Consider the following 21,450-nt stretch of genomic DNA (forward strand, 5'->3'; position numbering starts at 1 on the left):
TCGAGCACCGCGCCGTCGATGGCGCTATCCGGCGAGAACATCATAATCGAGCGGACGAGTTCCGCCGGCTGCCGACGGCGCAAGAGCGCGCCCAGGAGCGGCAGCTCGCCTTCCTCAATGCCGCCGCCGATCGTCGCACCATCGCCCCGGATCGGGTGATGCCGCCGGCCTCACCCTACGTCCTGCAAGCCGGCGCGGTGATCCCGGCCGCGCTGATCACCGGCATTCGCTCCGATCTGCCCGGACAGATCACCGCTCAGGTGACCGAAAACATTTACGACAGTCCGACCGGCCGAATTCTCCTCGTACCGCAGGGCACCCGCATCATCGGCCAGTACGACAACGCCGCGCAGTTCGGCCAGCGCCGCGTGCTGCTGGTATGGAATCGGATGATCTTCCCCAACGGCCGCTCGATCGTCCTGGAGCGCCAGCCGGGTGCGGACGCGGCGGGGTATGCCGGTCTCGAGGATGGTGTCGACTATCACTGGTGGGACCTCGCCAAGGCCGCGGGTCTCTCCACGCTCATCAGCGTCGGCGCAGAGCTGGCGATCGATGATGACGATCGCTTGCTGCGCGCCATCCGCAACGGCGGCCAGGACACGATCAACGATGCTGGTCAGGAAATCATCCGCCGGCAGTCGAACCTCGCGCCAACGCTGACCATCCGGCCCGGCTTTCCGGTGCGCGTGATCGTCACCCGCGACCTCGTTCTCGAACCGTATCGGTGACAGTTGATGACGAAACTCAAGCTCGCAGCTCTCGAAGACGACAAGCCGGTCAGAGTGTCATTCGACCTGCCAGCAGACGTGCATCGGGAGCTTATTGCGTATGCGCAGATCTTGGAGAGGGAGACTGGGAAACCTCTTCCGGATCCCGTGAAACTTCTTCCTCACATGATCCGCCGATTCATGGCGACAGATCGTGCGTTTGCAAAAGCCAAGCGTCGCGGGAATTCTGGCGACTCTCCTTAACTGAACAGAGGACGTTATTGCCCAGGTGACATATTGGATAGCCCTACGCAACACCTTCAAACAAGGCTCATCGCCAGAATGGGCCCGCGCTACGCATTCGATGCCCGCCTCCGCTTCAACACTCTCGCTAGACTAACGAAGCGCCGCAAAGCAGGATTGTCGTTACTCGGCGACCACACCCCGACGCAGGGCAGGACAGCGTCCACCCCATTTATCGGTCTGAACGCGACTCCCTGGAATGCACTTGAAACGGCCGACTCGCTTGTCAACGTTAGGCCAAATCCCATCGCTACGAGATGGATGAGGCTCTCTCTGCAGACCGACAACCGCTTTACGTTCGGATGAAAACCCAGCGTCGCTAAGTGCTTCACGAGATAGTCGTGAATCTCAGGACCTGGCTCCTCCTGACTTACAATAAAACTCTCAGCTCGAATGTCTGACCAATCGAGCGCTTCTTTCGATGCAAGCCGGTGGCCGACAGGCAGGACACAGAAGACGCGCTCGTGCCACAAGAGCTCGACATCGCAATCCACCAAGGTTGGACATCCAGTGAAGAATGCAATGTCCATGGTCCGATCACGTATTTCCTGAATGTGACATCCTGTTGCACCATGATCCAGGTCGATCGCGACAGTCTTATGGGCGCGCGCAAATTCGATCAAGAGTTCGCGAAGGAAACCGGTCGCAAGAGAGCAAAAGAACCCGATACGAAGGCTTCCACGATAGCCAATACCGGCGCTTCGTGCAGCCTTAACTGCATAGTCGAGATCCCGCAACGCGCTCCGGGCCTCGCGTACGAAATTCTTGCCGGCCTTTGTCAGCCGAACACCGGCATGGCTCCGCTCGAACAATGAGACACCGAGCTGATCTTCCAAAGCGCGGATTCTCCGGCTAACGACAGATTGGTCGAGGCCAAGCACTACGGCCGCCCTATGAAAGCTAAGCTCTTCTGCGGCCACAATCGAGTGCCAAATCGAGCGAAGCTCGATGTTGGATGTCTGGATCGCAGGAAGACACACACCGGTCGGGGCACGATCCGCCTTGCCGCAGGGTGCTACAATTTGGGCTTCCTCGTCCATCGTAAGTCACTGTCATGCTGTAGGACGCGAAGAGCTGAGATCACTGCGCCGAGCGAACAGGACGTTCGTAAGTTGCTCATGCCCTCCGGTACGTTGACGTCCGCCGCAATATCGCTTCACCAAAATCAATCCTCCGCCGCTGTAAACAATCTGCCCTAATCTGCCGACTCAGCATGGGCAGGCCTCGCTTAGGCCAGCAATGCCCGCCAAGCAGTCGCCCCTTTAAGCCGTCTTACTTTTGCGCACGAAGGACTCCATCAACTTGCGACGCTCCGGCATCGCAAACGTTAGGTGAAAGAGCTTACGCTCAAACGCTAATCCATCTGGCAATGTCATGCTCTCCGCATGAATTACGGACTCTTTAATCAGGCGAGCTACGGCCGCAGGAAAAGCTGCAATCCGCCGCGCAACCGCACCAGCCTCTTCCATCAACTTGTCCTCGCAAACGATGCGAGAAACTAGGCCAAACATCTGGGCTTCGGAGGCTGTAAGCATTCGCCCAGTTAGCAGGACATCCAGCGCCACGTGCCTTCCGACTAGCCTTGGAAGACGTTGCGTTCCGCCTGCACCCGACATCGTGCCGAGCGTGATCTCCGGATGTCCGAAGCGCGCGTTGTCGGCAGCAATCACGATGTCGCACATTTCCACTAGCTCGCATCCTCCGCCCAACGCGTAACCTCCGACGGCTGCGATCACGGGCTTGGGAAAGTCACCGAGCCGAGCGCAACAACCTGAAAAGTCGGTCGCTGCGACGTGCTGCACGCTCATCTCGACCATCTCGCGTATATCTGCACCGGCCGCAAAATCCCGACCCGTTCCGCCTAGAACCAAAACCGCTACGCTGTCATCGGCTTCAAGTCGATCGAGCACCTTGGTCAATTCGAGTACAATATCCGACGACAGCGCGTTGCGCGCTTCCGGCCTGTTCATCAAGACCGTTGCGACTCCCGCGTCGACGGCGACCTGAAGCTTGGTTTCATTCACGGCCTTATTCTCCGCCCCGCACTGATTTTCGCCCGCCATCACCGCTCGCTACTGGATGTACGAAGAGGGCGAAAAAAGCTGACGATTTCTTGAGCTAGGGCGTCCGGATCTTCGAGCGCAGGAAAGTGCCCCCCGCGCTGCATCAAACTCCAGCGTTGTATATTTCCGTAAAGTGTTTCGGCGACAGACTGCGGCGGCGTAAGAATCTCGCGTGGAAACTCCGCGTATCCAGTGGGGACCTGTACCTTTTCGCCCGACGGAACGATCCAGGGGCCATGGATGCGGGCATAGTAAGGCCAAAAGCTTGAGTTTATGGCGCCTGTCACCCAATAGATCATGATGTTGTCGAGCAGCACGTCGCGAGAGAAGTGAGCGTCTACGTCACCACCGCAATCGCTCCAGCTTCTGAACTTCTCGATGATCCACGCAGCAAGACCCACCGGCGAATCGGTCAGACCATACGAGAGAGTCTGCGGCTTGGTACCCATCATCGTGGAATATCCGGTCTCTTCGCGTAGCCAATTGGCAAGTTGCTCGTTAAACCGCAATTCCTGAGGCGTATTCGGTGCCTGAACCGGCTCTCGCGGGACCGCAAGCAACGTGATGTGGATTCCAAGAAGGTGGTCCGCATGAGCGAAGCCGAGCCGCGTTGCCAGAAAGGCGCCCCAGTCATGCCCATGAGCAGCGAAGCGCTTGTAGCCCAGCGTCCCGGTCATCAGGTCGGCCAAGACGTCGGCGATCTCTATGATACCGAGCCGAGCTTGGCCAGTTGAATACGAGAAGCCATGACCGGGGAGTGATGGCACGATAACGGTGAAGGCGTCTTCGGCGCGCCCCCCGAATGCCGAAGGGTGAGTGAGTCTTGGGATAAGCTGCTGGAATTCTACAATTGATCCAGGCCAGCCATGAGACAGGAGAAGCGGGTATGGAGCGTTGCCTTCGCCACATTCATGGATGAAGTGCACGCGCGTGCCGCGAATGCTCGTAGTGAATTGCGGGTAACGATTGAGAGCTCGCTCGCGAGCCCGCCAATCGTACGTGTCACGCCAATATTTGATTAGCCCCCGCAGATAGGTGAGATCCGCACCAAGGTTCCATCCAGCGCCTGGCACTTCATCTGGCCAGCGGACACGCGATAAGCGATCCTGCAAGTCCTGCAGAATGACATCAGGAACGGCAATCGAGAAGGGATCGATTGCCGTTCCTGATAACTCAGCTTTCAAATCCGCGCGCGTCATATCAGTACGCCCCGTTGAATTGTCAGATCTCCATTCGAGGCGCAGCGGCATGCCCACGAAAATTCTCGAGATAGATTCCAGGCAAGCCATCTTGCCGACCATAGAAGGCGGGACCAGAGGGACGCGCAATCCTCCCGGCACCAGAAGGCTAGAGGTACGATCGCTTGCATGTTAACGAATTTAGCCGACCAGGATCCGCCAGCAAAATCGATTGCTCTCACAATGTCTATCGACCGCGCTAATTTTCCGGCTTGAACTGGAAGAACGCATCGCAAGGTCAAGAAAAGGACGAGCCAGATGAACTGAAAGCGGTGCTCCGCGGCCCCTTTTGAGGGCGCTTGACAGTTACACTGCGTTTCCGGCGGTGCTGGCCCACGGCAGGAGCTCGTCGATACGGGACTGAGGCCATCCGTTGACGAGGCGGGCGAGCGTGTCAGCGAGGTAGCGCTGCGGATCGACAGCGTTCAGCTTGCAGGTCTCGACCAGCGACGATACAGCAGCCCAGTTCGCGGCGCCCTCGTCGCTGCCTGCAAATAGCGCGTTCTTCCTGCTGATGGCGATCGGACGCATGCTCCGCTCGACCGGGTTGGTGTCGATCTCGATGCGGCCGTCCTCGAGAAACCGGAATAGCCCCTCCCAATGGTTCAGCGCATAGCCAATGGCATCGGCGGTCGGGCCGCGGGCGAACAGCTTCTGATGCTGCATCGTGAACCAAGTGCGGAGATCAGCAACGATCGGGGCACTGCGGGCCTAGCGATGGACAAGCCGTTCGGCGACGCTGAGGCTGCGGATCTCCGCCTCGATGAACAATGCAGAGATCCGTGCCAGCGCCTCGGTCGCGATCGGCGCCGTCTTACCCTTGGCCAGGTCGTAAAAGCCGCGTCGGACATGCGCCCAGCAAAACGCCAGCGCGCTCGGTCCTGCTTTCCCGAAGGGTCCACCAGCTTTTTGTAGACGGCGTAGCCGTCGACCTGCAGGATCCCGCGATAGCCGCCGAGCACGGTGTGGCCTTGCTCGTGTCCGCGTCCGGGTGCGTAGGTGTAGACCCCGTCCGGCGGAAATAGCGGCAGGTCGCGCCACAAGAACTCACCGAGAGCGGCCAAGCCACGTAATCCGAAGTTACCGAGTACCACGCAAGGTGCCGACCCAAAACAGGACAGCCATCACGCTGACAACTGCACCCAAAGTGCACACACCCAGCCAGCCGAACGCCGCATAGGTAGCTGTAGATGCAATTGCGCCAGAGCCGCATCCGACGGAATAGAAAAGCATGTAAACACCAACGAGTCTGCTTCTGGCTTCCGGTCGCCGAGCGAAAATCAAGCTCTGATTTGTGACGTGAACCGCCTGCACAGCGAAATCGAGCATCACAATCCCTACCACCAAGATCCACAGCGATACGCCCATGAGGGCGATGAGGCTCCAAGAAGCCAGCATCAGGCCTAGCGCAAATCCTGTCGTGCGCTCATGGAAGCCGCGATCTGCGAGCCGTCCCGCGCGACTTGCGCCCAGTGCTCCGGCTAGACCTACCAACCCGAACAGGCCTATCTGAGTGTGTGACAAGGAGAAGGGCGGTACACTCAGCGGAAGTACAAGGGGCGCCCAGAATATGTTGATTGCTGCAAAGACTAGCATTCCAAGACCTGCGCGCACCCGCAGTATCGGTTCCTCCCGGAACAGCATTACCAGGGAGCGTAGAAGTTGGGGATATGATCCCGCGGCACTCTCTTGAGGGCTACGCGGAAGAATTCTAAACAGCAATGCGGCCATTACGGCGGTGATCCCCGCCGACGTGAAATAGACCAGCCGCCAACCGCCGACGTCGGCCAACGCACCTGCAGCGAAGCGGGCCAACAAGATGCCCACCACGACACCGCTCTGCACCACTCCAACGACTTCGCCACGCTCAGACGGATGCGCCAAATTCGCGGCGAAAGCCACCAGCACCTGTACCGCCACCGCTAGCACCCCAACACCAACCATACCGATCAGCAACGTTGTCGAATTCGGCGCGACGCCAACCACAACCAGTGCCGCGCTCGAAAGGAGAGCTTGACCAACTATAAGTCGGCGGCGGTCTATCAGATCGCCCAGAGGGACAAGAAAGATCAGGCCAGCGCCGTATCCGACTTGCGTCAGCGTTACGACAATGCCGATTGTCGCCGGAGTGATCGCAAGATCGCGAGCCATCTCATCGAGCAAGGGATGTGCGAAATAAATGTTCGCCACGCTCAAGGCGCACGCAGCCGCAAACAGCAGCACAATCGTACGTGGCAGAATGGACGAACCTCCGAGCGGAGCACTGGCCGATGATGTCTCGGCACTACGAGGCGAGCCGATTGTCTGCGTGAGTCCGGTTCTCATGTTCGCGTCCATGTCATCTCATATATTGGTTCGATAATAGAACCACTTGAGTCGATTTCTGTCTAGTACTATCTTAGAACACGTTTTAGGGACGCCCTCGAGGCCAACTGGCCGGTAGCAATTGGATGCCGATAGGAGAACAGGCTTTGGTCCGACGCACGAGTTTCGAGTCAGCGAGTTGTCCCATTGCGCGGACGTTAGACACCGTTGGTGATTGGTGGTCGCTGCTTATTGTTCGCGACGCCTTTGACGGGGCCAGCCGGTTCAGTCAGTTCCAGAAGAGTCTCGCCGTCTCCAAAGGAATTCTCACAGTTCGCCTGCGCGAATTGATCGCTCGGGGCGTACTCAGAACGACGCCGGCATCGGATGGAAGCGCCTACGAGGAATACGTATTGACCGAGCGCGGACGAGCCCTCTTCCCTGTATTGGTCGCTCTGCGCCAGTGGGGAGAAGATCATTGCTTCGGACCCAACGAACCGCATTCAGTGCTGATCGACAATAGCACTGGACAGCCGATTGCTCCGCTGCAGGTCCGCTCGGCGACCGGGCGTGAGGTAAGCTTCGCCGATACCACCGTCAAAAAGGTCATCAAGACAGCGGTGGCCAAGAAGCCATCCCACACTCGACGCCGAACTCGGCGGTTGCAGGCTCCAAATTCCAGAACGCAATCTCATTAACGAACCGCGGTCGTGACCCGGCCAGCAGGCTTCCGACAGTGTCACCTATTCCGAGGAGCACTCCCGCTCTCCTCACCGTCGCTTTTGTCAGGACCTCGTCGCATCGGCCAGCGAAGGAGCGGCGAGATGGCCGCGAAACAAGCAAGCTCGGAGAAGACCGATGTCCAGTTGCGAGGCTAGCTACTTCGACCGCACAGGGTGTCCAGTACGCAGGGCTTCCGACCACGACTAGTCATGAAAGCCCACGACATGCGGGTGAAGCTCCGAAGTGAAGCGATTAAGTTCTTCAGCGAGAGCTCGACTTGGCTGCCCAAAGATCCAGAACGAGCGTCGATTTACCATTTGCTCGTAACGTGGACCGAATGCCTCCCGGAAACTTCCGAGGTGATGAAGCGCGGCCTCCGAACTCTCATACCGCTCAAGTATACGACATTTCCGTCGGTCGCCGGTAAAAAAGCGCTCGTAGGATAGACAGCCGGGCTCACTATGCGCAGCATTGATCATTTCGAGCGTCAGCGCATAAAATGCATCGACTTGGTCCGGCAAGATGTCGAGATCGACAATCCACCCGACCTCGTTCATTTTCAGCCCCGCAATTCATCGATGCCAGGGTGGCGCTCCGCCGACGCGGTCCTCATGCACGATCGAGAATCACGCCGGTCCATGAAGAGCACCCGCTTGCAGATACCGCCAAGGTACACCATAAAGGACTGTGCATAAAATCGATTGCAGTCACTATGCCCATCGACCACGCTAATCTCTCCAGGCTCGACCTAAACCTGCTCGTGGCGTTTGACGCCCTCATAGCGGAACGGCACGTCACGCGCGCAGCACAGCGAGTCGGCCTTGGCCAATCCGCGATGAGCCACAACTTGCGTCGCTTACGTGACCTCTTCGGTGACGAGTTGCTGACTCGATCGGGGAGCGAAATGATACCCACGCCTCGCGCTGCTCAGTTGGCCGATCGAGTTCGAGCCTTGCTAGCCCAGTTGCAGTCATCCGTACTTTCCGCAACGATTTTCGATCCGCGCCTGTCTGATCGGCACTTTGCGATCGGTATGTCACCGAGCCTTGAGATCTCGATCGGGCCAACGCTCCTCGCCAGCATCAATCGGGAAGCGCCGAACGTCAGCCTATCGCTCCACAGCGAAGCGCCAGAGGTTATGCTGCGAGCTCTCGATGAGGGGCAACTGGACCTCGCAATAGGTGCTTTCACAGAGGGCGAGGTCCATCATAAGCGTCGGCTCCTTCGGGAGGCGGAGGGTTACCTGTGCCTGTTCGATGCTGAGCGCGTCGGCTTGCGGGCGCCGCTCTCACCCGAAGACTTTTGCCGGCTTCCCCAGGTTACTGTGCTCTCGACCGACAGCGTCTCGCAATTGCTCGATCAGAGCTTACAGGCTTTGGGCATCAGCCGCCGCGTGATTTACCGTACGCCGCACGTGATGGCCCTTCCGTTTTTACTACGCGAGACCGGCGCAATCGCTATCCTTTGCTACCGAACGGCGATGATCTGTGCGAGGACATTTGGCTTGGCGACGAGCCCCATTCCGTTTCCTTTGCCACCACAACACGTCGCGGCTGTCTGGCACACCTCGAACGACCAAGAGCCTGGGCACAAATGGCTACGGCAAAAGTTGCTGACTACAGCGGTGGTGCTGAAGAGCCAGGAGGAAGACGGCGGGACTGCACCGCATCGCTCAGCCCAGCCGGTGGGACGAACGCCGCCGCCAGTAGTGCCTCTTCGGGTAGAGTCGTTGAAGGGCTCGCATTGAGCCAGCCCCGCCTAGCTCACGCCGGTGCCGTGTCACGCTCCGCGGCCAACGAAGCCAGCTCTCGAGCAAACCGCGGCGGGCACTCTCTTGGCGAAAGGCCCGTCTACGCTTGAATGATTGCCGAAACGTGCTGGTATCGCCGTAGCCAACGCGCTAACTCACCGTCTCAAGATTGTATTGTAGCGGCCGGACTCCAGCAAGCGCATGGCATCGTCGTGGCCTGGCGATTCAGACGCCACGGCGCCCGCGTTATACGACAACCAAGTAATAGAGCGTGTAGCCGTCGACCAGTCTGCCTGGGAATCCCCCCGCGAGCCCAATCGAACAGGGTTTCTGATATCGACCACCGACAGGCATCAAATCGAGCGTCATGACACCTACCAGGGATTCAAACGATACTCCTTACCTATGTAAGCGCTAGAAGATTACTGCCGCCCATCCGGCGGTTAGTGACAGGAGGGAGCAGTTCATCTTCGGGCAAAGGTCTCTCCACCTCATCCGTTGCAGACACCGGCAACGTCAAATACTTTGGTCCATCGATATAGCAGGCGCCGCTGCCGCGTTATGGATGCGCACAATCTGCGCAGGCACGCCAGCGACGGTGCAGTGCGGCGGGACAGATTTCAAGACCACGCTCCCGGCAGCAACTTTGGAAAATTCTCCGATCTCGATGTTGCCAATGACCTTTGCACCGGCGCCAATCATTACGCCCTGCCGGACCTTGGGGTGACGATCGCCACCAGTCTTTCCGGTTCCGCCCAAGGTGACATTTTGCAGAATTGAGACGTCGCTTTCGACAACTGCCGTCTCGCCGATAACTATCCCCGATCCGTGATCAAGCATAATACCAAGACCTATTCGCGCTGCCGGATGAATATCCGGTCCCAAGACAAGTGACGCCCGGTTTGATATCCACGAGGCGAGCTCCGTTCGCTCGTCTAGCCAGAGTCGATGGGCGATGCGATGGGCTTGTAATGCCTGAAAGCCTTTGAAGTTTATGAGGGCATGAAGGTATGTTTCACACGCTGGATCGCGGGTCCGAACCGCCTCAAGGTCACGCGCGGCACATATCGCTATTGTCGGGTTTCCCGACACGATCTCCGCAAACAGGTCCGCCAAATCCGCGGCCCTGACGCCCGGAGCCTGCAGCAGATCGGCCAACCTGATGGCCAGCGCCTGTTGCAGCGTACCGCCTTTGCAAACGAGCCGTGAAACCAGATTTCGAAGCAAGGGCTCCTTTTCAATGAGCTCAGCGGCCTCAACCTGAATAGTGTCCCAGGGCGAAACCTCGGGAGGCTCAACGCATATTCTTTCTTGGCTTTCCAACGCTAGAGTCCTTCGAAAAAAGCCATCAAGCAAATTGGTGAATCCTCTTGCGCTCTCTGCGCAGCACTTTTCTCACCAGGGGCTGCCGTTCTTGCGGACAAACCGGTACTTTCCGTCTGGAGCCATTTCCGCACGCAAATCATCGTCTGGATATGTCACCTCGTCACCAGGTGTTCGATCCCCCACCTCGATGTAAAGTACGTCACAGCCCGTCTCATTACGGAGATAATGAGCGGTACCTCCGGCCGCAAAGCCCGCGCACATGCCTGGGCGTAGCTTCGCCTCCCCCTCGTCCGTTACGAGCGTAGGCTCACCCTCCAACACATAAATGAACTCGTCCTGGCGGCTGTGGCGGTGGCGCAGCGCAGATGAAGCTCCTGGCGATAGTCGTGTAAGATTCACGCCAAAATTGGTAAGACCAAACAGATCACCGAGCGGCCGCTTTTCGCGCCCAGCCATGCGCAAGGCAAACTGTTCAGGATAGTTGGATGGTCTTGTTCGCGGCGCGGCCAGCGCCGCCTCAACCGCAACGGCGGCGGCTTGGCCCGCCCCCTGCACCGTCTGGGTTTTCTCCATTGCGTATCTCATTCGCTAAGGTCTTTTCGAAGTGAAATCTGCGGAGGCCGCCGCCCACTGTCTTGTGCGTTGCTTCGCCCGCACTTTCTTCCCTTATCAAACGATAGCCAGCCCGACGGTAAAGAGAGACCGCTGCAGGCTGTAATTCCGATGTACTAAGAACGAGCCGATGCAAGCCTGCGAGGACGCAAAGTCGTTCAGCCTCCGCAAGTAGTGTCCGACCGACACCGCGACGCCTACACTCAGGAGCCACATACATCCGGCGCAGCTCGGAGCTATCGTCACCAGCGGGCTCGAGTCCAAAAAAGCCGATCAGCGCACCGGAAGGATCCTCTGCGACCCAGAACCCGCGGCCTGGGCTCGACCCGTAATAATCAGGAATTCGATTGATCTCATCCCGTAGTGCGATGGTGATGTATTGTTCGAAGCGCTCGCGAAGCCCAGGCGGAGCGAGTTCACGATTCACTCTCTCGAACAGCGTCCGCACAGCTGATGCGTCGTCACCTCTAAACGCACGGATGAGCAAATCGGCTTCCATTGTTTTAGACGCCGCGGAAGGTCGGTTGGCGCTTTTCGACGAAAGCAGCAACACCCTCTCGTGCATCGACCGTAGGCACGATACGGGCAAAGGCGGCTTCCTCAATGGCGAGACCATCATCAATCGAGCTATCCATACCGCGATGAACCGCTGCCAGTGCAGCAGCGACCGTCAGGGGCGGCTTGGCAGCCAAATCCTCCGCCAGCGCCATTGTTTTTGAGATCAGTTCGGCATCCGTTACCACTCTGTTTACGAGCCCGAGCCGAGCCGCCTCGTTCGCGTCGAAGACACGACCGGTCAAGATCAGTTCGATCGCGGCTTTGCGTCCGACGTTGCGTGGCAAACGTTGCGTACCGCCAAAAGTGGGAATGATTCCGATGTTAATCTCCGCCTTTGAAAAGGTCGCCGTCTCCGCGGCGAGCGCAACGTGAGTTGCCTCGATCAGTTCGCAACCTCCGCCAAACGCAATGCCATTTACGGCGCCAATAATGGGCTTCGGGAAGCTCTCTACGCGGCGCGTCATCTGATGACCGGGTCTCATAAAATGAACCACGGCTTCCGGAGCCCCGGCTTCGATGTGCCGCTGAAACGCCGCAATGTCAGCGCCCGCGCTGAAGGCACGTCCGGCGCCCGTAATTACGACCGCCCGAAGACGCCGATCGAGCTCAATTTCATCCAGAGCGGCCATCAAGGCCGCAATCATCTCGTTACTTAGCGCGTTCAGTTTTCGCGGGCGATTTAAGGTCAGCATCGCCACAGGACCGCGATCTTCGCGTAGCACTTGCGGCGCGGTGCCGCTGTCCATTTCTCTAGTATCCACCATTTCCTCCATGTCAGGACAAAGCCGGGCCTGCGGCTTAGAAACCAGAGCTGTCGCCCCCGGGGCCGACCTAGCAGGCTCGGGCAGCCCGTTGTCTCAGACGCCCTTGGCACTCCGGCTCAGGGTCACCTTAATTGAGGCCAAGCTGCCAATGAAATCGACGCTATTCACGTCCCGCATTGATGCTAGTAATTTCCATCCTCACTGCCACAGTTTAAGTCGATTTGCCGGAACCGTAACGCAGTCATTCCTGACTAAGTAATTAGAGCGCCACGTAATGCATTGACTCAACTCATTCGCCGCCAAGAAGCGTATCAATGAATGTTGCTGCCGTTTCCTTCAGGTGTTTGCGGCTGTATCCAGCGCGTTCCATCACCGCTATACCTCTTGTGAATGTTACAACTACCCGCGCAATTCGATCCGCATCAATCACCGACGATTTATGGGGGTCCGAACCGATTGCCTTGGCGATAAGCCGTTCAAGTCGGTTAAGCAAACTTTGCACGCGCCGGCGCACAGCTCTGCTCGAAATAGAAGCGTCGAGGGCGGTCCGCGTCGTAAGGCATCCTCGCGCAGGAGAACCGGCCGTCATATTCGCGATAATTAAGTCGAAAAACGATCGCAACGCTACTGCAGCGTCGCCGCGGGCCAAGGCGTTGTCGACGGCTTGCAGGAATTGCTCGGCGTATTGGTCGAACGCGCGCAGGAAAATCGCTTCTTTGTCACCGTACGCGTTGTAGAGGCTGCCACGCTGGACACCTGTCGCCGTGGCAAGGTCCTGCATTGTCGCGTCGTGGAGACCTTTCCGCCAGAACACATCAAGCGCGATCGCGATTACCTGACTTTCGTCAAACTGGCGCGTGCCCGCCATCCTATCCGCCCCGTTGATCCATCCTTGACATTCTCGTCAACTTTGACATTCTTGTCAAGAATGGCTTTAGGCGATACGTCAGCTATGCCCCGTCACTTGGCTGGTTCCAAACGCGTATTGAAAGGGATGACGCCAGCCGGCGCCTGCGTTCGTCTCGGCGTTATCGTGACTCGGTTATTCAACTCCACAGAGGCAGGACTTGATGGGCGATACCGAGGAATAGGCCCATTGATCACGCAACTCCGCGCTCGAGCGACGTCTCGGATCCGGCGATGGCGCGAAGCTCAGCAGAGCTGGGAAGCGCTCCGCCACCTGGATGATCGTCAATTAAAGGAATTTGGAATTCATTCCCGGCCGCCGGACTTATTCAAAAATAAATTTCCCTGAGCGATCAGTCCAGCAGTGATGAACTTGCGACCGATAAATTCTTACTAAACACCCACCGATGACCCAGTGCCATTTCGATACAGCCTGGTTCTGTGGCGCTTACAATGACAGTAGGATTTATATCAAGGTGAACGGCAGAAGAAGTGAGCTTTGGAAGGAAGTTATCATCGCGCTTGAACTATCTGCCGGTGCAGCAGTCGCGCTGGGATTCTCTCGGTTTGCTTACGCCTTGCTACTGCCACCGATGCGGGAGGATCTAGGATGGTCTTACGTTGAAGCTGGCGCTCTGAACACGGCGAACGGAGCTGGCTACATCGTAGGCGCGCTCGTCACGGCATGGATTGCCAGAAAGTGGGGTACAGCACGCGTCTTTCTCGCGGGCTTCTCCGTCAGTGTCTTGATTCTCTTGTTGACGGCGACGGCGACTCGTTTCTCTACCCTCTTCGTTTTGCGAATTGTCGGTGGCGCCTCCACTGCGCTCACATTCATTTTGGGTGCGGGATTGGCTGCTGCAATCTGTCCCATGCAGAGTCCGCGTCGGCGTGGCACCCTCGTCGGTCTCTATGTTGCTGGAGCAAGCATTGGCATCCTGTTAGCTGGCGCGGCGATCCCGATTATCTTGCAAGGTGGCGTGCAGCGTTGGCCAGAGGGCTGGGTCGCCCTAGGCCTCATTGGTGCCGCGGCACTGCCGGCTGCTTGGGGGGCTGCGCGCAATGTCCCCGAACCAGTCGGTCGTAGCATTGCCGTGTTGGACATTTCCGAATTTCGACAACTAGCGCCAACATTTGTCGGCTACAGCCTCTTCGGCGCCGGTTACGTCGGCTACATGACGTTCATCATCGCTTTGTTACAAAAGCAAGGCAGTAGCAACGGACAGGTAACTTTGTTCTGGTTCGTGCTGGGGCTAGCCCGGATTTCTCAAACCATCATCTCTGACGTCATGATCGGCGGGCAGTCGAAGATGGTGGCCCGCGTGGATGCGGCGAAGAGGGAGCGGGCGTGAACGCGGGCGAGCGGCAACACGCCGCGGGCTGCGACGCTATCTGGGCGAATGTGGCCTATGCGCTGTCTGGGTCGTCAGCGGGCGGCGGCAGCGAGTGAGATCCAGGCCTGCTTGAAGGAGCGCTGGTTGGGCCAGGCCGAGGCCATGGCGAGCCTGATGCGTCGCACGCTGATGGTGATCAGCGCCCCGATCTTGAGCAGCGCCAGGCGGATCGAGCCGCAGCTCGCCTGGGCGAAGCGGGTGTGCCTGAGCCCGATGCGGCGCAAGGCGCAGAGCAGCACATAAGCCATCGAGGCAAACCACAGGCGCAGCTGGTTGGCGCACATGGTGGCGGCCGAGGTACGGTCGGCGAACAGCTCGCCCTGGCACTCCTTGAGGCGGTTCTCCATGTCGCCGCGCGCGCAGTACAGCTTCTCGTAGATCGCCCGGGCCTTGCCGCCCTTCAGCGAGGTCACCACGAAGCGCGGGTTGGCCTCGCCGTGCGTCCATTCCGCCTTGGCGATGACCCGTCGCCTGCTGCTCCAGCTGTCGCGCGTCGACCACAGGAAGTCCTTGAAGCGGCGGGCCGGCCGACCGGTCCGCCGGCTTTCGGCCTGGGCGGCCGCCAACTCGGCCTCGATCTCGCCCGCCAGCCGAACGTTGCGCGCCAGGCCGAAGAGGTAGTCCACCCCGTTGGCCTCGCACCAGGCCATCAGCGACTCGCGAGCGAAGCCCGAATCGGCCCGCAGCAGGATTTGCACCCGTGGCCAGTGTCGGCGGAGCTGCGCCACGATCCGCGCCACCTCCTCCGCCGCCCCCGCCGAGGCATCGATGTTGGAGCGTCGCAGCTTGGCCGCCAGCAGATGACGGCCGCAGAAGATGTAGAGCGGCAGGTAGCAATAGCCGTCGTAGTAGCCGTGGAAAAACCGCCCCTCCTGCTCACCGTGCAGCGGATCGTCGGTGGCGTCCAGGTCGAGCACGATCTGCGACGGCGCCCGCTTGTGCGCCTCCACAAACACCGCCACGAACAGCCGCTCGATCGCCGCCGGGTCGTGGTCGATCTTGTGGTACAGCGAGCGCCCAGGCCCGCTCAGTTCCAGCCGGTTCAGCGTGCTCTTGCCGGCCACCGGCGCGCAGTCCCGGCGGCGCGCCGTGAGCTTGCCCGCCAGCACCGCAAACAGCCGATCGTGGCGCAGATGGTCGTGGTCGTTGAGGTCCTCGTAGCCCAGCGCCAGCCCGTACACCCGCTGCCCCACCAGCGTCCGCACCGCGTGCTCGACCAGCGACGGGTCTCGAAAGTCCCTAAAGCAGCCGGCTAACCGATCGATCAGTCCGAGCGCCCGATCCGTCGCTCCCAGCAACAGCCCGCCGGCGTCCGGTGTGATCGACCCGCCGTCGAACGACGCAACCACCGCCCGCCTTTCAACAGGTGCAAATCCAAACAAATCCGCAATACACTCTGTCGGCATCGGAGCGGCTTCCTTTCTCGGATAAAGTCGTTGTCGCAAAACAACTTTCTCAGAGTCAGCCCTCCGATGCACCTCTCTCCTTTGAGATATCCGGGCTAGTTTCCACCGTATCGACGCTGCTATGGGGAAGGGCTCTGGGTGCCTGTCAAGCTGGTCGGGGGCCGGCCTTGGTGTTCGCAGCTACGATGCTCGGCGCTCTACCTGTTCTGCTTCACCCTGGCCCGACTGCAATGTTCTTGTCTGCACTCCTTTTCGGAGGCAGCTTCTTAGCAGGCCCAACGTCGATCACGATCGTTGCACAGCGCCAATTGCCGGCTTCGTCCTGGACCGCGGCGATTTCCCTTCTCACAGTCGGCTTTGCCTTGGGGCAGGCTGCGGGTCCGGCTCTAGCAGGAGCGATTTCCGACGCTTTGGGAAGTGTCGCCGCAGGCTTTTGGGTCTCACCAGCTCTCCTTGGCATCGCGGCCTGCGTGAACTTGCTGCAACGTCCCGCTCGGGCAAGCAGTATGTGACAACCAACCGCCGCTGGGCTTCGTTCAGGCCCCTACTCCGCGGACAGACCAAGCTTACCTTCGCCATCACAGCGAGCAGCAACTAGTCAGATATCGATAGACCATTATGTTAAACGGTCAGCGAAGTGTGCCAAGCAATAGGCGAGCCCCAAGGTCGCTCAGCGGAAGCTCGGACTTTGCCGCTGAGGGGTCGTGCAGCCTACCGCGCTCTGCTGCACATACGGCGCCTGTGCTGCAATCAAAGTGCGCACCTTCTTTCGCGTGCGAGGCGCAGCCGTGACCGAGTTCCTTTGGATGTGCCGAAATCTGACATCGGGACATCCGCATTGCACCTTCGTTCCGGGCAGGCCAGATGGGCTATGTTCGAGATGCCGATCCCTGTGCTTGCCGCTGTAACGGCGACGTTTTTTATTGCCGGGCTCATTAAGGGAGTCACCGGAATGGGGCTTCCGACGGTGGCGATGGGCGTGCTCGGCTCTCTCATCTCACCCGGTGCTGCGGCCGCACTGCTTATAGTCCCCTCGTTCGCCACCAACGTCTGGCAGCTTCTGGCTGGACCGAGCTTTGGCCGCATTGTCGAACGCTTGTGGCCGATGATGCTTGCAATCACCGTCGGCACAATTACCGGCACCTCACTGCTAGCCAGCGGCAACACACAGGTGACGACGTGCGCCCTCGGGGCGGCTTTAGTCCTTTACGCGACCTACACTCTGTTTGTTCGCCAAGTCCTGATGCCGCCAAAGCACGAGGTTTGGCTTTCGCCACTAACTGGCATCGCGACCGGCCTCGTCACCGGCGGGACGGGCGTCTTCGTCATGCCTGCGGTGCCGTATCTTCAAGCCATCGGTTTGGAAAAAGACGACCTCGTCCAAGCGCTCGGGCTGTCGTTCACGGTCTCTACTATTGCCCTTGCGGTAGGACTTATCCTTCATGGAGCCTTCCACCTCAACAGCTTTGCTATGTCTACGCTGGCAATCGCGCCCTCACTTGGCGGAATGTGGGCGGGTCAGGTCGTTCGCAATAGGGTCAGCCAGCCGACCTTTCGCCGCTGGTTCCTTGTCGGGCTTCTCCTACTCGGTGCTGAGATGCTCGTTAAACCACTTTTTCATTGATGTACGCACGATGCGGTATGCATGTCTCCCGAGAAAGTAGAACCCCTCAATATGAAGACATCAATCTGCCATGGAGGCTACGCGACGGTTCAGCACGTGCTCGTATGCAAGACCAATCTCCTCGAGCATCCACGATGAACGGCTGGCACGCGACCTAGCCTAGCCATTAAGCTTGAGCATTGAGACAGCCTCCTCGTAACTATGCCCGGCCCCTTCCCGCACCCGACGCGGTTCGAACTCGTAATCTTTGCCTTCTTGGGCTCGAAAAAAATTACGCCATGATTTCTATTTGTGCGCTACTGTATCCGACTATCTGGCTTCCGAACTTTTGCCCTTCCCTTTCGAGATCTATCGCGCTCATTTCTCAAGGAACAAGAGCCGAGGAGATGGCGAATGACTCGCGAAAACGGCGCCCCAATCAAACGGACCATCCGCCGGCACCAGTTGCGCGAAATGGTGCCGCTTGCCAAAAGCACGATCTACGAGATGGAACAGCGTGGCGAGTTCCCTCGCCGTTTTGCCCTATCGCCCAGATGCGTGGTCTGGGACCTCGCCGAAGTCGAGGCCTGGCTGGCCGCGCGGCGAGCGTCACCGGTGGGACGCGCCCAGCATCCCGATGTCCGCCAGCGACGTGCCCGCCCAGTCAGAGAGCGGGATCAGGCGCGAGGAGAGGCATCGAAGGCGGGATGAGAACGGGAACGTATTTCTCGCCTGCCATCCATGCATCGACGATGTTCGACCACTCTTGCAGCATGTGCCGGCGTTGCACCTCGTACTCGGCCTTGTTGTAGACGCCGCGCGAGGAGCGGCCGTCCTCGTGAGCGAGGCACTTCTCGATCCAGTCGCTGTTGAAGCCGAGTTCGTTGAGCAGCGTGGATCCCGTCCGGCGCAGGTCATGGACGGTGAACGAATCGAGCGGCAGTCCCTCTTTCTTCGCCTGCTCCACGACGAGATAGGTGACGCGGTTGAAAGTGGCCCGCGACATGGGCGCATCGGCATCGTAGCGCGATGGCAGAACGTACCGTGAATTGCCGGCGCAAGTCTTGAGGGCGATGAAGATGTCAAGCGCCTGGCGCGAAAGATAGACGTTGTGCGCCTTGGAGCGCTTCATCCGCTCCTTCGGGATCGTCCAGACGGCGTTCTCAAAATCGATCTCGTCCCACACCGCGTCCTGCAGCTCACTCTTCCGCACCATCGTCAGCAGGATCAGCTTCAGGCCGAGACGGATCGTCGGCAGCGTTGCGACATTCTCGAGCTGCTTGAGCATGATCCTGATTTCGGTCGGCGACAGCGAGCGATCCCTCGGGGTGAAATGCGCGATCGCCGAAGGGCCGACCTCATCGGCCGGATTGGCGACCTTCTCGCCGTGGAGGATGGCAAACCCGTAGATCTGCTTGACGATGTCGCGGACGTGGAGCGCCGTCGCCGGCGCGCCGCGGTCGACGATGGCGCCGCAATGTGCCCGCAGGTCATCCGGCGTGATCTCCGTGAGAAGCCGCTTGCGCCACGCCGGCAGAAGCTCGCGCTCGAAGATCGCCCGGCGCATGGACCGCGTGCTGTCAGCCATCGGGGCCATGGTCAGCCATTTCTCACCGAACTCGCCGAAGCTCTTCGCCTCGAGAAGGCGCCGCTTGGCGCGCTGCTTTTCAAAGGCGGGCGAGCGCCCCTCCCGGATCATGCGCTTGGCGTCGATGCACAGCTCCCGCGCTCGCGCGAGCGAGATGCCGGCTTTGTCGTACCGGCCCAGCACGACGGTCTCGCGCCGTCCGTTCAGACGGTAGTCCAGGCGGAACGACACCGTTCCCGTCGTGCTCACCAGCACATACATACCGTCACGGTCGGTGACCTTGTACGGTTTCTCCTTTGGTTTCAAGTTCTTAAGCCCTACGTCCGTCAGCATCTCCGCACGCCTCTCGACCCGCAATACCGTCAGCCATGTTTGGGCCACCTGTCCGGTGATAACACGATATATTTCAACGACTTAGCTCGAAAAAAATACCGTCATCGGCCATCTGGATGGTGACGGTAACGGCAAGAGTCGGACTTGGCAACGGTATCGTGAACCGTCAGGCGGTCCGTCGGCGCCGATCTTTGCGGGCCGATAGACGCCGAACGTCAATCGACATTTAGCTTTTTATATCAAGATTTTACGTGGAAATTGCGGGATACTGCAGGATACCCTAGGCGGGCTCTGAATCATTCCCACTCGATCGTGCCCGGCGGCTTGCTGGTGATGTCGTACGTCACCCGGTTGATCCCCCGCACCTCGTTGATGATGCGGTTCGCCACTCGCCCCAGGAAGGCGTGGTCGAACGGGTAGTAGTCGGCGGTCATGCCGTCGGTCGAGGTGACGGCCCTGAGCGCGCAGGCCTGGTCGTAGGTGCGGCCGTCGCCCATCACGCCCACGGTCCGGACCGGCAGCAGCACGGCGAAGGCCTGCCAGATCTCGTCGTAGAGGCCGGCCTTGCGGATCTCGTCGAGATAGACGGCGTCGACCTTGCGCAGGAGATCGAGCTTCTCCTTCGTGACGTCGCCCGGGATGCGGATGGCGAGGCCGGGGCCGGGAAAGGGATGGCGGTTCACGAGATCGGCCGGCAGGCCGAGCTCGCGGCCGAGCGCGCGCACCTCGTCCTTGAACAGCTCGCGCAGCGGCTCGACCAGCTTCATGTGCATGCGCTCGGGCAGGCCGCCGACATTGTGATGGCTCTTGATCGTGACCGACGGGCCGCCGGTGAAGGAGACCGATTCGATCACGTCGGGATAGAGCGTGCCCTGCGCCAGGAACCCGGCGCCGCCGATCTTCTTCGCCTCGCGCTCGAACACGTCGATGAAGAGCGCGCCGATCGTCTTGCGTTTCTTTTCCGGATCGGTGACGCCTTCCAGCGCCGCGAGGAACTGCTCCGTGGCGTCGGCATGGATCAGCGGGATGTTGTAGTGGTCGCGGAACAGCGACACGACCTGCTCCGCCTCGCCCAGCCGCAAGAGGCCGTGGTCGACGAACACGCACTGGAGCTGATCGCCGATCGCCTCGTGCAGCAGCACGGCGACGACCGAGGAATCGACGCCGCCGCTCAGGCCGCAGATCACCTTCCCCCTGCCGACCTGGCGGCGGACCTCGGTAATGGCGCGCTCGCGGAAGGCGGCCATCGTCCAGTCGCCGGCGCAGCCCGCGATGTTGAGCGCGAAGTTGCGCAGCAGCTTCGCGCCGTCGGGCGTGTGCATCACCTCGGGATGGAACTGCACGCCGTAGTAGCGCCGCTTCTCGTCAGCGATGGCGGCGAACGGCGCGTTCTCGCTGGTGGCGATGACGGAGAAGCCAGTGGGCAGCCGCGTCACGCGATCGCCGTGGCTCATCCAGACCTGCTTGCGGTCGCCCGGCTGCCAGACGCCGTCGAACAGCGCCGACTTCGCCTTGACCTCGACCTCGGCGCGGCCGAACTCGCGGTGATGGCCGCCCTCGACCCCGCCGCCGAGCTGGTGTGCCATGGTCTGCTCGCCGTAGCAGATGCCCAGCACCGGCACTTTCGCGGCGAAAATGGCAGGATCGGCCTGCGGCGCCTCGCCCTCGATCACCGAGGCCGGACCACCGGAGAGGATGATGCCCCTGGGGTCGAAGGCCTCGATGCGGCCGGCATCGACCGACTGGAAGGGATGGATCTCGCAATAGACCCCGGCCTCGCGCACGCGCCGCGCGATGAGCTGGGTGACCTGGGAACCGAAATCGACGATCAGCAGGCGGTCGGTCATGGCGCGATATAGGCGAGCGGGCGGG

At 59.8% G+C, this 21,450-nt stretch carries 21 protein-coding genes and 3 pseudogenes; 8 read left to right on the forward strand and 16 right to left on the reverse strand.

Translation table 11 applies throughout. From position 1 onward, the window contains the following. Nucleotides 1-89: 89 nt before the first annotated feature. Nucleotides 90-728: pseudogene (locus OJF58_RS02495) on the forward strand (TrbI/VirB10 family protein); the annotation flags it as partial. A gap of 6 nt (nt 729-734) precedes the next feature. Continuing rightward, nucleotides 735-971 (forward strand): DUF2274 domain-containing protein, encoded by a 237-nt coding sequence (locus tag OJF58_RS02500; RefSeq protein ID WP_300781494.1) that lies wholly within the window; start codon nt 735-737, stop codon nt 969-971. 89 nt (nt 972-1,060) lie between these two features. Here the strand turns inward: OJF58_RS02500 and OJF58_RS02505 are convergent, their stop codons facing one another. From OJF58_RS02505 to OJF58_RS02530, 7 genes and pseudogenes are all read right to left on the reverse strand, one after another. Then, nucleotides 1,061-2,050 (reverse strand): LysR family transcriptional regulator, encoded by a 990-nt coding sequence (locus OJF58_RS02505; RefSeq protein ID WP_300781495.1) that lies wholly within the window; start codon nt 2,048-2,050, stop codon nt 1,061-1,063. Between the two features lie 222 nt (nt 2,051-2,272). Then, a complete protein-coding gene (locus OJF58_RS02510; protein ID WP_300781496.1) occupies nt 2,273-3,034 on the reverse strand; it encodes an enoyl-CoA hydratase-related protein in 762 nt (253 codons plus the stop codon). Between the two features lie 38 nt (nt 3,035-3,072). Beyond that, a complete protein-coding gene (locus tag OJF58_RS02515; protein ID WP_300785145.1) occupies nt 3,073-4,323 on the reverse strand; it encodes an epoxide hydrolase family protein in 1,251 nt (416 codons plus the stop codon). 294 nt (nt 4,324-4,617) lie between these two features. Then, a complete protein-coding gene (locus OJF58_RS02520; RefSeq protein WP_300785146.1) occupies nt 4,618-4,758 on the reverse strand; it encodes a transposase domain-containing protein in 141 nt (46 codons plus the stop codon). 33 nt (nt 4,759-4,791) lie between these two features. Continuing rightward, a pseudogene (locus OJF58_RS02525) lies at nt 4,792-5,181 on the reverse strand (transposase); the annotation flags it as partial. A gap of 38 nt (nt 5,182-5,219) precedes the next feature. Beyond that, nucleotides 5,220-5,405 (reverse strand): annotated as a pseudogene (locus OJF58_RS27065) (transposase); the annotation flags it as partial. Then, entirely contained in the window at nt 5,392-6,648 is a 1,257-nt protein-coding gene (locus OJF58_RS02530; RefSeq protein ID WP_300781497.1) for an MFS transporter, read from the reverse strand. The gene OJF58_RS02530 and the pseudogene OJF58_RS27065, both read right to left, overlap by 14 nt. Before the next feature lie 134 nt (nt 6,649-6,782). On the opposite strand from OJF58_RS02530, the gene OJF58_RS02535 reads away from it, so the two are divergent. After that, the gene (locus OJF58_RS02535) at nt 6,783-7,313 is read left to right on the forward strand and encodes a helix-turn-helix domain-containing protein (protein ID WP_366526810.1); all 531 of its coding nucleotides are present in this window, start codon (nt 6,783-6,785) and stop codon (nt 7,311-7,313) included. A 228-nt stretch (nt 7,314-7,541) separates the two neighbouring features. On the opposite strand, the gene OJF58_RS02540 is transcribed toward OJF58_RS02535, so the two are convergent. After that, on the reverse strand, nt 7,542-7,895 hold the full coding sequence (locus OJF58_RS02540) for an antibiotic biosynthesis monooxygenase (protein ID WP_300781499.1): 354 nt from the start codon (nt 7,893-7,895) through the stop codon (nt 7,542-7,544). Between the two features lie 155 nt (nt 7,896-8,050). On the opposite strand from OJF58_RS02540, the gene OJF58_RS02545 reads away from it, so the two are divergent. Further along, the gene (locus tag OJF58_RS02545; RefSeq protein WP_300781500.1) at nt 8,051-9,085 is read left to right on the forward strand and encodes a LysR family transcriptional regulator; all 1,035 of its coding nucleotides are present in this window, start codon (nt 8,051-8,053) and stop codon (nt 9,083-9,085) included. 519 nt (nt 9,086-9,604) lie between these two features. On the opposite strand, the gene cysE is transcribed toward OJF58_RS02545, so the two are convergent. The 5 genes from cysE to OJF58_RS02570 form a co-directional block, all read right to left on the reverse strand. Next, nucleotides 9,605-10,411 (reverse strand): serine O-acetyltransferase, encoded by an 807-nt coding sequence (cysE, locus tag OJF58_RS02550; RefSeq protein WP_300781501.1) that lies wholly within the window; start codon nt 10,409-10,411, stop codon nt 9,605-9,607. Between the two features lie 72 nt (nt 10,412-10,483). Beyond that, complete coding sequence (locus OJF58_RS02555; protein ID WP_300781502.1) at nt 10,484-10,987, reverse strand: cupin domain-containing protein; 504 nt, start codon at nt 10,985-10,987, stop codon at nt 10,484-10,486. After that, a complete protein-coding gene (locus tag OJF58_RS02560; protein WP_366526811.1) occupies nt 10,932-11,645 on the reverse strand; it encodes a GNAT family N-acetyltransferase in 714 nt (237 codons plus the stop codon). The genes OJF58_RS02555 and OJF58_RS02560 overlap by 56 nt, the downstream gene beginning before the upstream one ends. Beyond that, nucleotides 11,530-12,330 carry an enoyl-CoA hydratase-related protein gene (locus OJF58_RS02565; protein ID WP_300781504.1) on the reverse strand — a complete coding sequence of 267 codons (801 nt, stop codon included), beginning with the start codon at nt 12,328-12,330 and terminating at the stop codon, nt 11,530-11,532. Before OJF58_RS02565 ends, OJF58_RS02560 begins: the two co-directional genes overlap by 116 nt. Nucleotides 12,331-12,637: 307 nt before the next feature. After that, entirely contained in the window at nt 12,638-13,216 is a 579-nt protein-coding gene (locus OJF58_RS02570; RefSeq protein ID WP_300781505.1) for a TetR/AcrR family transcriptional regulator, read from the reverse strand. A gap of 445 nt (nt 13,217-13,661) precedes the next feature. On the opposite strand from OJF58_RS02570, the gene OJF58_RS02575 reads away from it, so the two are divergent. Then, nucleotides 13,662-14,606, forward strand: coding sequence for a YbfB/YjiJ family MFS transporter (locus tag OJF58_RS02575; protein ID WP_300781506.1), 945 nt, complete (start codon nt 13,662-13,664; stop codon nt 14,604-14,606). A gap of 74 nt (nt 14,607-14,680) precedes the next feature. Here OJF58_RS02575 and OJF58_RS02580 read toward each other — a convergent pair whose 3' ends face one another. After that, nucleotides 14,681-16,054, reverse strand: coding sequence for an IS1380 family transposase (locus OJF58_RS02580; protein WP_300778536.1), 1,374 nt, complete (start codon nt 16,052-16,054; stop codon nt 14,681-14,683). On the opposite strand from OJF58_RS02580, the gene OJF58_RS27070 reads away from it, so the two are divergent. The 3 genes from OJF58_RS27070 to OJF58_RS02590 all read left to right on the forward strand — a co-directional run bounded on the left by OJF58_RS27070 (nt 16,015) and on the right by OJF58_RS02590 (nt 18,368). Beyond that, on the forward strand, nt 16,015-16,566 hold the full coding sequence (locus OJF58_RS27070) for a YbfB/YjiJ family MFS transporter (protein ID WP_366526812.1): 552 nt from the start codon (nt 16,015-16,017) through the stop codon (nt 16,564-16,566). The genes OJF58_RS02580 and OJF58_RS27070 overlap by 40 nt on opposite strands. A gap of 359 nt (nt 16,567-16,925) precedes the next feature. Beyond that, nucleotides 16,926-17,678 carry a sulfite exporter TauE/SafE family protein gene (locus OJF58_RS02585; RefSeq protein WP_300781507.1) on the forward strand — a complete coding sequence of 251 codons (753 nt, stop codon included), beginning with the start codon at nt 16,926-16,928 and terminating at the stop codon, nt 17,676-17,678. Between the two features lie 393 nt (nt 17,679-18,071). Further along, complete coding sequence (locus OJF58_RS02590) at nt 18,072-18,368, forward strand: AlpA family phage regulatory protein (protein ID WP_300781508.1); 297 nt, start codon at nt 18,072-18,074, stop codon at nt 18,366-18,368. Here the strand turns inward: OJF58_RS02590 and OJF58_RS02595 are convergent. Further along, nucleotides 18,322-19,578 (reverse strand): site-specific integrase, encoded by a 1,257-nt coding sequence (locus OJF58_RS02595; protein ID WP_300781509.1) that lies wholly within the window; start codon nt 19,576-19,578, stop codon nt 18,322-18,324. The two genes, OJF58_RS02590 and OJF58_RS02595, sit on opposite strands and share 47 nt — an antisense overlap. A 296-nt stretch (nt 19,579-19,874) precedes the next feature. Beyond that, nucleotides 19,875-21,425 carry a glutamine-hydrolyzing GMP synthase gene (gene guaA, locus OJF58_RS02600; protein WP_300781510.1) on the reverse strand — a complete coding sequence of 517 codons (1,551 nt, stop codon included), beginning with the start codon at nt 21,423-21,425 and terminating at the stop codon, nt 19,875-19,877. Nucleotides 21,426-21,450 lie beyond the last annotated feature (25 nt).

This window comes from Enhydrobacter sp. (genome assembly GCF_030246845.1).
Lineage (GTDB): Bacteria > Pseudomonadota > Alphaproteobacteria > Reyranellales > Reyranellaceae > Reyranella.

Excerpts from the sequence above, each read along its gene's own strand:
- OJF58_RS02540 (WP_300781499.1), bottom strand. The coding sequence starts at position 7,895 with ATGAACGAGGTCGGGTGGATTGTCGATCTCGACATCTTGCCGGACCAA.
- OJF58_RS02585 (WP_300781507.1), top strand. The coding sequence starts at position 16,926 with ATGTTCGAGATGCCGATCCCTGTGCTTGCCGCTGTAACGGCGACGTTT.
- OJF58_RS02570 (WP_300781505.1), bottom strand. The coding sequence starts at position 13,216 with ATGGCGGGCACGCGCCAGTTTGACGAAAGTCAGGTAATCGCGATCGCG.
- OJF58_RS02530 (WP_300781497.1), bottom strand. The coding sequence starts at position 6,648 with ATGGACGCGAACATGAGAACCGGACTCACGCAGACAATCGGCTCGCCT.
- OJF58_RS02505 (WP_300781495.1), bottom strand. The coding sequence starts at position 2,050 with ATGGACGAGGAAGCCCAAATTGTAGCACCCTGCGGCAAGGCGGATCGT.
- OJF58_RS02515 (WP_300785145.1), bottom strand. The coding sequence starts at position 4,323 with ATGCCGCTGCGCCTCGAATGGAGATCTGACAATTCAACGGGGCGTACT.
- OJF58_RS02560 (WP_366526811.1), bottom strand. The coding sequence starts at position 11,645 with ATGATGGTCTCGCCATTGAGGAAGCCGCCTTTGCCCGTATCGTGCCTA.
- OJF58_RS02545 (WP_300781500.1), top strand. The coding sequence starts at position 8,051 with ATGCCCATCGACCACGCTAATCTCTCCAGGCTCGACCTAAACCTGCTC.
- OJF58_RS02595 (WP_300781509.1), bottom strand. The coding sequence starts at position 19,578 with ATGCTGACGGACGTAGGGCTTAAGAACTTGAAACCAAAGGAGAAACCG.
- OJF58_RS02575 (WP_300781506.1), top strand. The coding sequence starts at position 13,662 with ATGACCCAGTGCCATTTCGATACAGCCTGGTTCTGTGGCGCTTACAAT.
- OJF58_RS02500 (WP_300781494.1), top strand. The coding sequence starts at position 735 with ATGACGAAACTCAAGCTCGCAGCTCTCGAAGACGACAAGCCGGTCAGA.
- OJF58_RS02555 (WP_300781502.1), bottom strand. The coding sequence starts at position 10,987 with ATGGAGAAAACCCAGACGGTGCAGGGGGCGGGCCAAGCCGCCGCCGTT.
- OJF58_RS02565 (WP_300781504.1), bottom strand. The coding sequence starts at position 12,330 with ATGGACAGCGGCACCGCGCCGCAAGTGCTACGCGAAGATCGCGGTCCT.
- OJF58_RS02590 (WP_300781508.1), top strand. The coding sequence starts at position 18,072 with ATGACTCGCGAAAACGGCGCCCCAATCAAACGGACCATCCGCCGGCAC.
- guaA (WP_300781510.1), bottom strand. The coding sequence starts at position 21,425 with ATGACCGACCGCCTGCTGATCGTCGATTTCGGTTCCCAGGTCACCCAG.
- OJF58_RS02580 (WP_300778536.1), bottom strand. The coding sequence starts at position 16,054 with ATGCCGACAGAGTGTATTGCGGATTTGTTTGGATTTGCACCTGTTGAA.